The following is a 13442-nucleotide window of genomic DNA, read 5'->3' on the forward strand; positions in this document are numbered from 1 at the left end:
GCGCTCGCGTGAGGAGGTGGGCGGAACGCCCTTGTGAAGAAAGAAGCTTCACAGCCTTTTTGTCAAAGGAAACGAAGACTTCCCCGCCTAGCCAGCTACCATCATAGGCAATCACACCATCAGCAGAATCACCGCCAGCATCAGGGACCGATAGGCCAGCTTCAACTGCGGGTCGATTGACCACGACATTTTCCGTGTTCAGCAGGGCACGGATCGCGGCGGAAATGTCTTCACAGGCAGTCTTGTTTTGGCGCGCCAAGACCCAAGTGAATTCACAAAGGGACTGTAAGCTTACAGCCACGATTTCAGCACTTGCCAGCAACTCGACAGCGGCACTCGCCTGCTTGGCGTCGTCAGCCACATAGGCGCGGAGCGGAACATTCGTATCCAGCCCTTTAGCTCTGCGCGGCCATACGGCAGCAAATCCAGTTCGATTTTATCTCCTGGCTTGATGCCGAGCTGTTGAAGCACTTCTTTCCGAAAAGTGACCTGCCCCCGTGCCGTTACGGTCAGTGTCGTCATGGCAGAATCTCCTGATTGGCAGCAAACGTAATGCAAAAGCGCATTACATACGAGCACCGGCCTTACCCGGCCGACCCGATCTCCACTTGACGCTCCAGTTGGTTCCTGTTTTGTTTCACGCCTTCGTCGCATCAAAAAGCGGGCGACAATTGCAGGCCAGCAAGCGCTCTACTTGGAATTAGCCTGAACAGGAGGATCATATGACGACCGCGGAAATTGCCAAGGATTTCACAGATCTGCTCAAGCAAGGTCAGAACGATGTTGCGGCTGAAAAGTACAATGCCGACGACATCGTCAGCTACGAAGCAATGGAAGGGCCGATGGCGGTCTGCAATGGCAAGGAGGCCGTGAAGCAGAAGGGCCAGTGGTGGGAGGAGAACAACGAAGTTCATGACGGCTCGGTCGAGGGCCGGCCCATATGTCAACGGCGACCAGTTCGCAGTGCGCTTCAAGTTTGACATAACGCCCAAGGCTACAGGCGAGCGTGTCAGCATGGATGAGGTTGGTCTGTACACGGTCAAGAACGGCAAAATTGCCGAAGAGCGCTTCTATTATTGAGGCTGAAACCGGATTTCCAGAACCCTGAGATGCTCGACCAAGGAGGGCAGGCCATATCGAACGGCTGAGCTGGCTCGCTGACCGAGGCGGGGCTTCTGTTCAGTCGCTCGACAGCTCGGCGGCCGCGTTGGATTGGCAAGCGCCCGGAAGACACGGTCGATCGACTGCTGGCTGGTGGAGTGCAGGTTTGTTGCCACGGTCATGTCGTCTCCTCGCGTCACATGCCTGCGGGGCTGGCAATGCTTGAACGGTGGTTTAGGGTGCGGCTGATTCGATGAGCGACCAGCCCGAGGGCCAAAATATTGACGATCACCATGTACGGCATCACCAATTGCGACACGATCAAAAAGGCGCGCATCTGGCTGGAAAGCCACGATGTCGCCTATCGTTTTCACGACTACAGGGTCGAGGGGCTGGAGGCGGATAGGCTCGACGGCTGGTCCAGCAAGGTCGGCTGGGAAACCCTGCTCAACAAGTCGAGCACGACGTTTCGCGAACTGTCGGACACGGACAGGCTGAGCCTCGACGAGAGGAAGGCCAAGGCGCTGATGCTGGCCAAACCGACGATGATCAAGCGGCCGGTCCTCGATCTCGGCGATCGTATCCTCGTCGGCTTCAAGCCTGATGTCTATCAGCAGGCGGTAGGTGGGTTGAAGTAGCCGGACGGACGCTTTTCACGCTCCAGTTCGCCAGGCGAATTGGGTCGCGGAAAAGACCTTGGCCTGCCTGGCCGAGAGCGCGTCCCACGCTGCGCGGCAGCTGGGGTCGGGCTCGATTGTCTCGGCAATGCTCGTCATCGCATCCGCAGCCTCAGCAAAACTTTCGAACCATCCGATGCCGACCGCCGCGCTGATCGCTGCGCCGAGCGAGGAGGCTTCGGCATTGTGACCCTTATGGATCGCGATCCCGGTCGCGTCCGCAATCATCTTTGTCCAAAGCCTGCTGTTGGCGCCGCCGCCGATCGCCACCATTTGCGCCGGCGAAAGACCATGGCTGCGCATCTCTTCGAGAGCCCGGGCGGTTTGCAGCGTCATTGCCTCGAGCCCTGCACGATAAAAATGACCGAGCGTGTGCGAGGGGTGCATGCCGATGAAGCTGGCGCGTGCGCTCGGATCCCAGTGCGGGTCCATGCAGCCGACCAGGGTGGTGCCGGCGAGAAGTCCGTCCGCGCCGATCGGCACGGCCGCCGCTTCCCTTTCGAGGCGGTCGAAGATCGCCGGATCGGAGCGCCCGGCGGCAAACATGTCGACGAACCAGTTGACGAAATAGACACCCGCCCGCTGCACGGCCTCGAGGAAATAGCCATCGCCGGTTGGCGAGGTCATGGTGCGCCAGAAGGCGCCGACCACCGGTTCTGGCGACCAGATTCCCGCGATGATCGCGGTTCCGAGATTGAGATAGACGACGCCGTCGCGCATGGCATTGACGCCGAGCCCGGCGCATTGCCCATCGCCGCCGGCGGCAATCACCGGGGTTCCTTCCGAAAGGCCGGTTGCGGCGGCGGCTGCGGCATGAACAGTCCCGACTCGCGTGCCGGACCGCACCGCATTGGGAAGTTGCGACGGTTTGATGCCGAGATGATCGAGGATCGGCTGCGACCATGCCTTGCGCGAGATGTCGAAGAGACCGAACGGATCGGCGCTGGTCCAGCTCGCGCTTGGCGTTCCCGTCAGTCTCAGCGTCAGATAGCCATGCACGTCGAGGATTTTGTTCGCCTGGTCCAACCGTTCCGGCTCGTTCTCGCGCAGCCATTTCAGGCGATAGACGACCGGCGTCACGTCGATCGGCTTACCGGTGATCTGGTGCAGTCGCTCACGGCCGATCTCCGCCGCGAAACGGTCGACCAGCCCGGCGGCGCGTTCATCGAGCCACAGGCTGGCGGGTCCGATCGGCGCGCCGGCGCCGTCGATGAGGGCAACGGTCTCGCGCTGGTTGGAGATCGCGATCCCGGCGATGCGTGTCGCGTCGACCGCGTCGACAAGCTGTCGCAGCGCCGCTGTTGCGGCCCGCCACCAGTCGGTGACCTCCTGCTCGACATAGTCCGGCCTCGGCTTCATCAGTTCGAGCGGCGCCCGGCCTTCCGCCACGGCTCGTCCGTCCCCGCTCCAGGCAATCGCCTTGCAGGATTGCGTGGAACTGTCGAGGCCGACGACAAGAGGTCCGTCGCTGCTGCCCATGATTGTCCTCCCGAGACGATGAGTTCCACCGGTGCTGGTTGGTCCAAGTGCCGGTTATTCCAAGAGACTGTTCGCGGTGGCCATGTCGGTGACAAAATGTGTCGCATATCCGCCGCCGAGCCCGGCCCTGATCGCCGCCATCTTGCGGGCGCCACCGGCGGCGCAGATGCGGACCGGCACCGCTTTCAATTCATCGAGCGTGATGCCGACGGTGCGTCCGTCGAGCGGTGTTGCGAAAGGGGCTCCTTGGGCGTCGATGAACCGCCCGATGATGACGCCGAGCGCGCCCTGCTCGATCATGCCGGCAAGTGCGGCGGCATCCGATATCCCGGCTCGGGCATAGGTGCTCTCCGGCCCGATATCGCCGATCCCGAAGATGACTTTGCCGGCGGCATGGATCATGCGGAACTGGTTGACGAGCATCGGCTCCTGCATGAGTTGGTCGTGCAGTTCGTCGGTGGAGACGATCGCCGGGGCAAGCAGGTTTATGCAGCGGGCGCCGAGCCGGTTGGCCATCAGCGAGGTGCAGAATTCCGGCGAGAAATCGCTGGTGCCGATCGAGCTTCCCGAGAGCTGGACGACGGTGAGGTTCCGATCATGCCGTAGTCGTGGGATCGAGCGGGCGGCAGCGAGCACCGTTTTTCCCCAGGCAACGCCGATCGTGTCGCCCGGATCGACCATCGACGCCAGCAGCCGTCCTGCCGCTTCGCCGATGCGGCGGTCGGCATCGTTTGGATCAAGGTCGGGGATAACCGCGGCGCCGCGAAGCCCGTATTTTTCCATGAGACGCCGCGAGGTCAAGGTGCGGGCAAAAGCGTCGTGATCGACCTGCACGGCGACAAGTCCGCTTTCGCGTGCCTCCTGCAGATAGTGCACCACGCTCGCCCTGGAGACGTTCATGACCTTGGCCACATCGCTCTGGTTGAGCTGGTCGACATAGTAGAGCCAGGCAGCCCACGCCACCGCGCTGTCGAATTCGGGCGGCAGTGCCGAGAGCCCAGATGGTCGGACCATGTCGATGTCGGCGTTGGCATTCATGTCCCTTTTTCCGCAGGTTTGCAGAACGAAGTCAAGCGTCGCGGGCGAATGCTTGACAAAAGACAGAGATAGATGACTATTGTTCAATGACGCAACGCTCCTCCGCCTCGATTAGAGGGTTGCCCCAGAATGAGGACGCCATGACGAATCCGGCAGCCGGATACTGGACGACATTAATCGACGACATTTTGGACGGGCGCTGGACCAACCCGGAGACCGGGAAAAAGGCGGTGGTCCCGTATGACCGGATTGTCATTGAAGAAAGCCTCGAAGGGCGGGCGGCCGATCTCGTTTCGGAGCTCGATCTGGGCGAGCGGTTCACGGTCGTGGCGGATGGCGCCACCTATGATGCGCTTGGCGAGCGCGTTGCGCGCGAACTGAAGACGCTCGGCCCTGTCGATGTGGTGATCCTGGATCACCCACATGCCGACATGGCCAATGTCGAAAGCCTGGCCGTCAAACTCGCCGATGCAGACGCCGTGGTCGCGGTCGGTTCTGGGACGATCAACGATCTCTGCAAGTTCGTCACCGGAAGGAATGGACGGCGCTATTGCGTGTTCGGGACGGCCGGTTCGATGAACGGCTACACATCGACGACTGCGTCCATCACACTTGAAAGCGGCCTGAAGGTATCGCTGCCTTCCCACGCCCCATCAGGCTTTTTCGTCGATCTTGGCGTCTCCGCTGCCGCCCCGACCTATCTGTCGGCAGCGGGGTTCGGTGACTGCCTTTGCCGCTCGGTCGCCCAGATCGACTGGTGGATGTCGCACCGCCTGCTTGGCACGGCCTACCATCAGGTCCCGTTTCTCATCCAGGAAAAGGATGAGGCGGCGCTCAACCAGCGTGCGGCAAAGCTTGCCGAACACGACATCGAGGCCAATGGCTACCTCTATCGCGTGCTGACGCTCTGCGGTCTCGGAATTTCCTTCACCGGCGTCTCCAATCACGGTTCCATGGGCGAGCATCAAATATCGCACTACATCGACTGTTTCGCCGGCGAGCGTCACCCCGGCACGCTGCACGGCACCCAGGTCGGCGTCGCTTCGCTCACCATGGCGCGATTGCAGCAGGCAATGCTTGCAAGCGACAAGCCGCCGTTGGTGAAGGCGACGAAGATCGATCCTGACGACATGATCCGTCGCATGGGCCCGGCTGTCGCCGCACAATGTCTCGACGAACTGAAGAAGAAGGCCTTCGACGAGACTGCCGCCGCGGCATTCAACGTGCGGTTGCAGGAGCTCTGGCCGACACTCAGGCAGGAGCTCAAGCAATTCATGGTGCCTGTCGACGAGATGCAGTTCCTGCTGAAATCGACCGGCGGGCCGATTTCAGCGGGCGAATTGGGCACGCCGGCCGATTTCTATCGCGAAGCCGTCGTTCATTGCCGGGAGATGCGCAATCGCTTCTCGTTCCTCGACATTGCTGCGGATGCAGGAATGCTGGAGGATTTTGCGCGTGGGGAAGCCTGACCGGATGCGCGACCTCGCCGAATTCGGACCCGAAACTGCATCGCGCATTCGCGGCGTCTTCTGCGATATCGACGACACCTTGACCACTGAGGGTCGTCTTCCGGCCGACGCCTACCGTGCGCTCGAACGCTTGCACGAGGCGGGCCTTGTCGTTGCTCCCATTACCGGGAGACCGGCAGGCTGGTGCGACATGATTGCCCGGTTCTGGCCGGTCACCGGCGTGGTAGGCGAAAATGGCGCTTTTTACTTCGCTTATGATCAGGCAACGCGAAAGATGATCCGGGTTTTCGCGGCAAGCGCTGACGAACGCCGGGAAAACAGGCGCAGGCTCACCGAACTGGAAAAGCGCATTGTCCAGGAGGTGCCGGGTTCGGCAGTATCCGCCGACCAGCAATATCGCGAAGCCGACCTGGCCATCGACTTTTGCGAGGATGTTCCGGCGCTGCCGCTGTCCGATGCCAGGCGCATCAAGCAGATTTTCGAGGAGGCCGGCGCTGTCGCCAAGATTTCGTCGATCCATGTGAACGGCTGGTTTGGCCGATACGACAAGCTGGCGATGACGCGCCGCTTTGCAAGCGAGAGGCTGGGAACCGATCTCGATGCTGAAAGGCAGGCCTATGCTTTCGTTGGAGACAGCCCGAACGACGCCCCGATGTTCGGGTTCTTTCCGAACGCGTTCGGGGTCGCGAATGTGGTGGATTTCCAGGGACAGATCGACGCCGAACCCGCTTTCGTCGCCAGGTCGCGGGGTGGCCGCGGCTTCGTCGAGATTGCCGATATGATCCTGGCGAACCGGAGGTCGGGATTGGGCTGATCGGCGGGCGCGAAAAATGCGGACTGCAAAAGACGCAAAAAAGGATGTTCTGCAGGCGATGGAACCGAACCAGGGACGGCTTAGGCAAGCGGGCGCGATGCGCCAGGCAACATCGCACGGCAGCTTCGGCTGCCGCCGCAACCCCGGCCGGTCACAGCGAACTGCCCGTCCCCTGGTCGGTGATGAGGCCGGTGAAGAATCCCTTTTCCAGGAGCTTGGTCATGATGCCGACCTTGTTCTTTCCGCCGGAAACGAGGATGCGCTTGGGAATGTTCAGCGTGTCGCGAGGATAGACCCCGACAATGCGCTCGTTGACGGGATGGTCGATGAGTTCGGCGTCCCGGTCGAAGAAATAGCCGAGAAAGTTCCCGATCGGCTTCAGTCTCAGGATATCGTCGAATTCCTCGTCGGTCATGTAACCGACGCTCCGCAGCGTCGAACTGGTTGTGCCGCCGACGCTCATCAGCGCAAGGTCGGCGTTCAGCGCCTTCTGGATAACCTCGCGCGCGCTCGGTTGCTGCAGGATCGTCTCACGGCTTTCACGGCTGTCGCAGATGATGGGTCCGGGGAGATAATAGGATTCGGCCTGGGTGCGCTGGGCAAAGACGGCGGCGGCGTCGTATTTGTCGATCGACGACCGGCGCGACAGCGAGCCGAGAAGCGGCACGACGGTAACGTTTCTGAGCGCCACCGGCTCGATGTTGGAAGCGAGCCATCGCATGGTTCGGCCCCACGCCATGGCGACCGTCATGTCGTCCCTGAGCAGCGTCTCGACGGTCTGCGCGGCATAGATGCCGATCACTTCGGAGAGCCCGAGTTCCGACCCGGTGTCATCAGGTGTGACGCTGCATATGTCGAGCCGGTACTTCCGCCTGAGCTGTTCTTCCATTTCGAGCGCCTGGGACGTCCCGGCATTGATGCGGATCGAGACGATGCCGCGCTCCTTCGCCTCCGCCAGCAGCCTGTGGATCTTGGTGCGGTTGATCTGCAGCCGCTCGGCGATGGCCTGCTGCGTTTCGCCCAGCACGAAATACTGATGGGCAACCCGTGCCAGCAGACCGATCGACGTCATGAGGGTCCTCCGATGCTTGTGGCGCACCCATCCGAATGCCGCTGTAGCCGGCCAACAAGTGCTTGCCACAGACAGGGCGACGATATAGCATTTGAACAAATGCACAAGATATGAACATTTGTGCATCGCAAAACGAAGCGATTCGGGAGGAACGCGTGCGGGTTGCCCAAGCCAGACGTTTCGTCATTTCGGATCACCCGCTGCCTTGGCTGCTGCCGCTGGTGGCGATCCTGCTTGTCTTCACCGTGTATCCTCTCGTCTACAACATCTGGCTGAGCTTCCATGAGTTCGTCCCGCGCCGGCGGGCGCTCGAATTCGTCGGAACGGAAAACTGGGTGCAGCTGTGGAACGACGCGCGGTTCTGGCAGTCGCTCGTCATCACCTTCACCTATTTCGCCATCGCGCTGATCTTCGAGCTGGTGCTCGGCATGGCGATCGCGCTGCTCCTCGACAGCGACGGCTTCGGTTTCGGATTCCTGCGCGGCGTACTGACGATGACGCTCGTCATCCCGCCAGCCATTGTCGGCATGATGTATCTGCTGATGGAGGATCCGCAGTTCGGCGTGATCAGCTATCTCCTGCAGTCGATCGGACTGCTCAATTCGAACAACCCCATCCTCGCCACCGCGTCGACCGCGCTTGCCGGCGTTCTCGTCGCGGAAATCTGGCAGTGGACGCCGTTCATGGTGCTCATCTTCCTCGCCGGTCTCAGGGCGCTGCCGCCGGAGCCTTACGAGGCCGCGATGATCGACGGCGCGTCGTCGTTCCAGATTTTCCGGCGCATCACCTTGCCGATGATGTCGAAGGTGATCGCCATCGCCGTGCTGGTCCGCGGCATCGATCTGTTCCGGGTTTTCGACTACGTCTTCGTCATGACCTCCGGCGGGCCGGGAGCGTCGACCTACTCGCTGTCCCTCTATGCATGGCAGCAGACGTTCAGCTTCGTAAAATGGGGCTATGGAGCCACGCTCAGCCTCGTCACCCTGGTGATCATCCTCGTCATTGCCAACCTCTTCATCCGTATCGCCAAGGTGAGGTGGTAGAATGAACGGCTCCTTCTCGACCCGCATGCTTCGCACCATCGCCGCCTGGGTTGTGGTCGCGATCTTCTTCTTTCCGATCTACTACTGGACGTCAGTGGCGTTCAAACACGGCAACGACATCTTCAACCGGCCGCCGAAACTGTTCGCCTTCACGCCGACCTTCGACAATTTCCAGAAGGTGTTCGGGATTTCGCTGGGCAGCGGCGGCATCACCGTGACGCCGGGCGGCGGCAATTTCTACATGGCGCCCCGCGTCTGGGATTCGATTGTGATCGCGACGCTGTCGACCGTGCTCGCTGTCGCCATCGCCACGCTTGCCGCCTATGCCCTGTCGCGCATGAACTTCCGCGGCCGGCACAGTTTCGTCGGCTGGGTGTTGTCGACGCGCATGATGCCGCCCGTCGCGGTCGCGGTGCCGATGTTCTTCATCTACAAGAATTTCGGTCTCATCGACACCTATACCGGCATGGTGCTGATCCACGCGCTGATGAACCTGCCGCTCGCCGTCCTTCTGATGAAGAGCTTCTTCGACGACATTCCCTCCGAGATCGACGAGAGCGCCATTGTCGATGGCGCCAGCCGCTTCATGATTTTTCGCAGGATCGTGCTGCCGATGGCCAAGGGCGGCATCGCCGCCACGGCGGTGCTCTGCTTCATCTTCAGCTGGACCGAATTCCTGTTTGCGCTGACCCTGACCACCACGTCGCTCAAGACCGTGCCTGTCGTCTCGTCGACCTTCGTCACCTCGATCGGCACCGCCTGGGGCAACATGGCCGCGCTTGGCGCCGCATCCATCATTCCCGCTTTCATCTTCATTCTGTTGGTTCAGAAGCACCTCGTGCGCGGTCTCACGATGGGATCGTTGAAACAATAGATGGGAGGCTCGAATTCGCAGCCTTGAGAAAATCGCGAATTAACCCGGAGGAGTAGACAATGAAAGACAGCATCAGAAAGACGCATCTTGCCTCTGTCACCGACCGCTTCGTTCGCGGACAGATGGACCGCCGCTCGTTTCTTCGCGCAGCAGGCATTCTCGGCCTCGGCGCCGGCGCGCTCGGCATGGGCTTGGGACGACGTCCGTTCTACGGCATCAGCCAGGCATCGGCTCAGGAACAGGAACTGAAGCCCAGCGCCGAAATCACCAAATGGCTCTCGGATGTCGGCAAGCCCTTTGCCGGAACGACGCTTCGTCTCGCCACCGAATCGACGCCGCCGTCGAATGCCATCGCCACGCAGCTCAAGCAGTATTTCGAGGAGGCTACCGGCATCAAGGTCGAGATCGAAGTGCTGCCGCTCGAGCAGGTGCTGCAGAAGCTGACCCTTGACGTGGCTTCGAGCCTCGGCACTTACGACCTCTACTATATCGACCAGAGCTGGGCGGCGAGCTTCAGCCAGGACGTCTTCGATCCGCGCGAGCAGCTCAAGAACGCCGACCTGGCAATGCCGAACTACAACATCGACGACTTCCTGAAGCCGCTCGTCGACGGTATCGCCATGTACGAGGACCGCATGGTCGGCGTGCCCTACGACATCCCGATCTTCATCATGCAGTACCGCAAGGACGTCTGGGACGAGCTCAAGCTGCCGCCTCCGGCGACGCTGGACGATTTGCTGAAGGCGTCTGCGGCGATCACCGACGCCAAGGGCCCCAACATGTACGGCACCAGCGGCCAGATGAAATCGGGCCATTACAGCCTCGAATGCGATTGGACGGCGTGGCTTTGGGGCCATGGCGGTTCGATTTTCGGCCCCGACGGCAAGTTCACCGGCAATGACGACGCCGGCTTGGCCGCCATGGCCTACTGGGACAAGCTCAAGGCGACGATGCCGCCCGGCGTCGACGGCTGGACCTGGGATGGCGAGGGCCAGTCGGTCGGCCAGGGCGTCGCCGCCTCGATGCTGTCCTGGGGCGAGTTCTTCCCGTTCTTCGACGATCCCAAGGCCTCCAAGGTCTCGGGCCTGATGGAAGCGATGGTTCCGCCGAAACCTGCCGCGACGCTACGCACTGTCGAGCAGACCGGGTTCGGCGAAATTCCGGGCGTTGGTCACCAGGGCGGCTCTTCGCTCGCGGTATCGAAATACTCGAAGAGCCCGGACGCCGCCTGGATTTTCATGCAGTGGGCGACCTCTGCCGACACCCAGGCGCTGATTACCGTTCTGGGCGGCGGTACCGGGCCAACGCGCACCAGCGTCTATGACGATCCGCGAGTGCTGGCCAATGCGCGTGTCGGCGCCGGCACGACCCGCCACTTGCCGGTCGTGCGCGACACCATCGCCAACTACATGGGATCCGAGCCCGACCTGCCGGCATGGGCAGAACTCTCGAGCGACATGATCCCGGTTGCGCTGGGCAAATACTTCGCCGGCCAGTCGGGCTCGGCCAAGGAGTCGCTCGACGCCCTGAAAACCCAGGTCGACGATCTCGTCGCCAAGGGCTGAGTCTTCCCCCGGGCTGGCTGCCCGAAGGCCGCCAGCCCGGGGTATCGACAATTTCGATTGAGGAAAGCCATGGCTGGAAAACAGCTCGTAGCAGTGACAGGAGCCAGTTCTGGTATCGGCGAGGCGGTCGCCAAGGCGTTTTCCCGCGCCGGCCACCCTGTTTTGATGATGGCCCGCCGTCTGGAGCGCATGGAGGCGCTGAACCTGCCCGACAGCATGGCTCGGCAGGTCGATGTCCGCGACCGCGCCGCGATCGCGGCTGCCGTGAAGGAGGCGGAAGCCGAATACGGACCGGTCGACATGCTGTTTGCCAATGCCGGCATTGCGCGGCTTGCCGACATAGGCCGCCAGCCGCCCGAGGAATGGGACGAGATGATCGACATCAACACCAAAGGCGTGCTGAATTCGGTCCACGCCGTGATGTCGGGCATGATGGAGCGCCGTCATGGAACGCTGTTCATGATGAGTTCGATCGCCGGCCGAAAAGTCTATCCGGATCATACGGTCTACTGCGGGACGAAATTCTTCGTTCACGCCGTGTCGGAATCGCTGCGCGACTATCTTTCCGACTATGACGTCCGCGTCGTCGTGCTTTCGCCCGGGGTGATCGAAACCGAGGTTCTGAGCGGTGTCCTCGATCCGCAGACACTCGCCAACTACAAGGCCAACAAGCTCAAGATCGGCGGCGGCATCGGGCCGGAGCACGTCGCTGACCTCATGCTGCACACCTACCAGATGCCGCAGGACGCTCTCGTGCAGGAAATTGTCATCACGCCGACCAGGCAGAAATACTGACGACCCTGACCCGGGCGTCTGGAGACAGAGAATGGCCACCGTAGAATACAAGAACATCGCCAAGAACTTCGGCCATGTCGAGGTGATGAAGGACATCTCCTTCGGCATTGCCGACCGCGAATTCGTCGTGCTTCTTGGCCCGTCGGGCTGCGGCAAGACCACGCTCCTGCGCATGACGGCCGGGCTAGAGCGCGTTACCAACGGCGACCTCTTGATCGGCGACAGGCGGGTCAATGACGTTCACCCGCGCGATCGCGACATCGCGATGGTGTTCCAGAACTACGCGCTCTATCCGACAATGAAGGTGTTCGACAATATCGGCTTCAGCCTCGAAGTGGCGAAAGTGCCAAAGGCGGAGATCAGGAAGAAGGTCGAGTGGGCGGCGGAAATCCTGAATCTTACGCCCTACCTCGGGCGCTATCCCAAGGAACTGTCGGGTGGCCAGCGCCAGCGCGTCGCCATGGGCCGCGCCATGGTGCGCAATGCCGCCGTCTTCCTTTTCGACGAGCCGCTCTCCAATCTCGACGCCAAGCTGCGCACGCATATGCGCGTGGAAATCCGTCAACTCCACAATCGTCTTGGCACAACCACGATCTACGTCACCCACGACCAGATCGAGGCGATGACGATGGCCGACAAGATCGTGCTGATGCACGCCGGCAGGATCATGCAGATCGGCACGCCCGACGAGGTCTACGAGCGCCCGAACTCGAAATATGTCGCTGATTTCATCGGCTCGCCGTCGATGAACTTCATCGCCGGCGCTGTCGAGACCGCAGGCGGCAGTCCTCGCTTCGTCGCCGAAGGCGTGTCGATCGGCCTGTCGCCGCAGATCAAGGCAACACCAGGCCAAAAGGTCATCATGGGCGTGCGGCCACACGATCTCGGCATTTCGGATACGGGTGAGATCAAGGGCGAGGTCGTGCTGTCCGAAACGACCGGCGCCGATGTCCAGATTCATTTGCGCGTGGCGGGATACGATGCCGTCGCCGTGGTGCCGCGTGACGAGCGCCGCAGCGCCGGCGCCGCGATCAATCTTTCGGTGCTGCCGGGCAAGGTGCACCTCTTCGATGCGGCCACGGAACTGCGTGTCGCCTGAGCTAGCGATGACGGCGTCGGCAGAGCGCTGCCTCAGCCCTTCAGGCTGAGATAATCAGCCAAAGCCACCGCGTTGTTGTGCAACTCGTCCTGGGCGCCGTAGAGCAACGTCACCCGGCCGTTGTCGAGCAGGGCACGCAACTGGCCGACCGCCTCGCTGTTCCGGTCGAGCTCGCCGCGATAGCGCTGCTGGAATTCCATCCAGCGCGTCGGCTCGTGGCCGAACCATTTGCGCAATTCATCGCTTGGCGCGATGATCTTCAGCCATAGCGTCAGCGCGGGGGGGTGGGTGGGGGCCCCCCCCCGCCCAATGCGCGAGATTTTCCCCCCCCGCCCCAACCCCCCCGGGGGGGGGGGGGGGGTGGGGGGGGCCCGGCGGGGGGGGGGGGGGCGGCGGCCCCCGACCCGCCCCCCCCC

Annotated in this window: 15 protein-coding genes and 1 pseudogene; 10 read left to right on the plus strand and 6 right to left on the minus strand. The window is 61.9% G+C overall.

Annotation, left to right across the window (positions count from 1 at the left end; translation table 11 throughout):
* Window positions 1-7: 7 nt before the first annotated feature.
* Window positions 8-391 (minus strand): annotated as a pseudogene (locus AC0L3D_RS22320) (type II toxin-antitoxin system VapC family toxin); the annotation flags it as partial.
* Window positions 292-522 (minus strand): hypothetical protein, encoded by a 231-nt coding sequence (locus tag AC0L3D_RS22325; RefSeq protein ID WP_473626360.1) that lies wholly within the window; start codon window positions 520-522, stop codon window positions 292-294. The gene AC0L3D_RS22325 and the pseudogene AC0L3D_RS22320, both read right to left, overlap by 100 nt.
* Window positions 523-722: 200 nt before the next feature.
* Between AC0L3D_RS22325 and AC0L3D_RS22330 the strand changes: the two genes are divergently transcribed.
* The 3 genes from AC0L3D_RS22330 to AC0L3D_RS22340 all read left to right on the plus strand — a co-directional run bounded on the left by AC0L3D_RS22330 (window position 723) and on the right by AC0L3D_RS22340 (window position 1739).
* The gene (locus tag AC0L3D_RS22330; protein WP_473626362.1) at window positions 723-980 is read left to right on the plus strand and encodes a SnoaL-like domain-containing protein; all 258 of its coding nucleotides are present in this window, start codon (window positions 723-725) and stop codon (window positions 978-980) included.
* On the plus strand, window positions 913-1080 hold the full coding sequence (locus tag AC0L3D_RS22335) for a SnoaL-like domain-containing protein (protein WP_473626363.1): 168 nt from the start codon (window positions 913-915) through the stop codon (window positions 1078-1080). Before AC0L3D_RS22330 ends, AC0L3D_RS22335 begins: the two co-directional genes overlap by 68 nt.
* 302 nt (window positions 1081-1382) lie before the next feature.
* Entirely contained in the window at window positions 1383-1739 is a 357-nt protein-coding gene (locus tag AC0L3D_RS22340; protein ID WP_031255011.1) for an ArsC family reductase, read from the plus strand.
* 15 nt (window positions 1740-1754) lie between these two features.
* Here the strand turns inward: AC0L3D_RS22340 and AC0L3D_RS22345 are convergent, their stop codons facing one another.
* On the minus strand, window positions 1755-3257 hold the full coding sequence (locus AC0L3D_RS22345; RefSeq protein ID WP_473645837.1) for a xylulokinase: 1503 nt from the start codon (window positions 3255-3257) through the stop codon (window positions 1755-1757).
* 54 nt (window positions 3258-3311) lie between these two features.
* Complete coding sequence (locus tag AC0L3D_RS22350) at window positions 3312-4295, minus strand: sugar-binding transcriptional regulator (protein WP_287172033.1); 984 nt, start codon at window positions 4293-4295, stop codon at window positions 3312-3314.
* Window positions 4296-4435: 140 nt separating this feature from the next.
* Here AC0L3D_RS22350 and AC0L3D_RS22355 point away from each other — a divergent pair, with 140 nt between their 5' ends.
* Both AC0L3D_RS22355 and AC0L3D_RS22360 read left to right on the plus strand, forming a co-directional pair.
* Window positions 4436-5764: a sn-glycerol-1-phosphate dehydrogenase gene (locus AC0L3D_RS22355; protein WP_473645839.1), complete on the plus strand. Its 1329-nt coding sequence runs from the start codon at window positions 4436-4438 to the stop codon at window positions 5762-5764.
* A 4-nt stretch (window positions 5765-5768) separates the two neighbouring features.
* On the plus strand, window positions 5769-6578 hold the full coding sequence (locus tag AC0L3D_RS22360; RefSeq protein WP_128245667.1) for an HAD-IIB family hydrolase: 810 nt from the start codon (window positions 5769-5771) through the stop codon (window positions 6576-6578).
* A gap of 151 nt (window positions 6579-6729) precedes the next feature.
* Here the strand turns inward: AC0L3D_RS22360 and AC0L3D_RS22365 are convergent, their stop codons facing one another.
* Window positions 6730-7650: a sugar-binding transcriptional regulator gene (locus tag AC0L3D_RS22365; protein ID WP_023799422.1), complete on the minus strand. Its 921-nt coding sequence runs from the start codon at window positions 7648-7650 to the stop codon at window positions 6730-6732.
* Between the two features lie 155 nt (window positions 7651-7805).
* On the opposite strand from AC0L3D_RS22365, the gene AC0L3D_RS22370 reads away from it, so the two are divergent.
* The 5 genes from AC0L3D_RS22370 to AC0L3D_RS22390 all read left to right on the plus strand — a co-directional run bounded on the left by AC0L3D_RS22370 (window position 7806) and on the right by AC0L3D_RS22390 (window position 13026).
* Window positions 7806-8693, plus strand: coding sequence for a carbohydrate ABC transporter permease (locus AC0L3D_RS22370; RefSeq protein ID WP_473645841.1), 888 nt, complete (start codon window positions 7806-7808; stop codon window positions 8691-8693).
* Between the two features lies 1 nt (window position 8694).
* Complete coding sequence (locus tag AC0L3D_RS22375) at window positions 8695-9567, plus strand: carbohydrate ABC transporter permease (protein WP_023799420.1); 873 nt, start codon at window positions 8695-8697, stop codon at window positions 9565-9567.
* 59 nt (window positions 9568-9626) lie between these two features.
* Complete coding sequence (locus AC0L3D_RS22380; protein WP_287049622.1) at window positions 9627-11132, plus strand: ABC transporter substrate-binding protein; 1506 nt, start codon at window positions 9627-9629, stop codon at window positions 11130-11132.
* 69 nt (window positions 11133-11201) lie between these two features.
* Window positions 11202-11927, plus strand: coding sequence for an SDR family oxidoreductase (locus AC0L3D_RS22385; RefSeq protein ID WP_287061543.1), 726 nt, complete (start codon window positions 11202-11204; stop codon window positions 11925-11927).
* A gap of 31 nt (window positions 11928-11958) precedes the next feature.
* Complete coding sequence (locus AC0L3D_RS22390) at window positions 11959-13026, plus strand: ABC transporter ATP-binding protein (RefSeq protein WP_287061542.1); 1068 nt, start codon at window positions 11959-11961, stop codon at window positions 13024-13026.
* 32 nt (window positions 13027-13058) lie between these two features.
* On the opposite strand, the gene AC0L3D_RS22395 is transcribed toward AC0L3D_RS22390, so the two are convergent.
* Window positions 13059-13364 carry a DUF488 domain-containing protein gene (locus AC0L3D_RS22395; protein ID WP_473645845.1) on the minus strand — a complete coding sequence of 102 codons (306 nt, stop codon included), beginning with the start codon at window positions 13362-13364 and terminating at the stop codon, window positions 13059-13061.
* Window positions 13365-13442 lie beyond the last annotated feature (78 nt).

This window comes from Mesorhizobium sp. WSM4837, assembly GCF_055811435.1.

Coding starts and splice junctions, on each gene's coding strand:
- AC0L3D_RS22350 (WP_287172033.1), bottom strand. CDS start 4,295: ATGAATGCCAACGCCGACATCGACATGGTCCGACCATCTGGGCTCTCG.
- AC0L3D_RS22390 (WP_287061542.1), top strand. CDS start 11,959: ATGGCCACCGTAGAATACAAGAACATCGCCAAGAACTTCGGCCATGTC.
- AC0L3D_RS22355 (WP_473645839.1), top strand. CDS start 4,436: ATGACGAATCCGGCAGCCGGATACTGGACGACATTAATCGACGACATT.
- AC0L3D_RS22365 (WP_023799422.1), bottom strand. CDS start 7,650: ATGACGTCGATCGGTCTGCTGGCACGGGTTGCCCATCAGTATTTCGTG.
- AC0L3D_RS22385 (WP_287061543.1), top strand. CDS start 11,202: ATGGCTGGAAAACAGCTCGTAGCAGTGACAGGAGCCAGTTCTGGTATC.
- AC0L3D_RS22335 (WP_473626363.1), top strand. CDS start 913: ATGACGGCTCGGTCGAGGGCCGGCCCATATGTCAACGGCGACCAGTTC.
- AC0L3D_RS22360 (WP_128245667.1), top strand. CDS start 5,769: ATGCGCGACCTCGCCGAATTCGGACCCGAAACTGCATCGCGCATTCGC.
- AC0L3D_RS22375 (WP_023799420.1), top strand. CDS start 8,695: ATGAACGGCTCCTTCTCGACCCGCATGCTTCGCACCATCGCCGCCTGG.
- AC0L3D_RS22345 (WP_473645837.1), bottom strand. CDS start 3,257: ATGGGCAGCAGCGACGGACCTCTTGTCGTCGGCCTCGACAGTTCCACG.
- AC0L3D_RS22330 (WP_473626362.1), top strand. CDS start 723: ATGACGACCGCGGAAATTGCCAAGGATTTCACAGATCTGCTCAAGCAA.
- AC0L3D_RS22325 (WP_473626360.1), bottom strand. CDS start 522: ATGACGACACTGACCGTAACGGCACGGGGGCAGGTCACTTTTCGGAAA.
- AC0L3D_RS22380 (WP_287049622.1), top strand. CDS start 9,627: ATGAAAGACAGCATCAGAAAGACGCATCTTGCCTCTGTCACCGACCGC.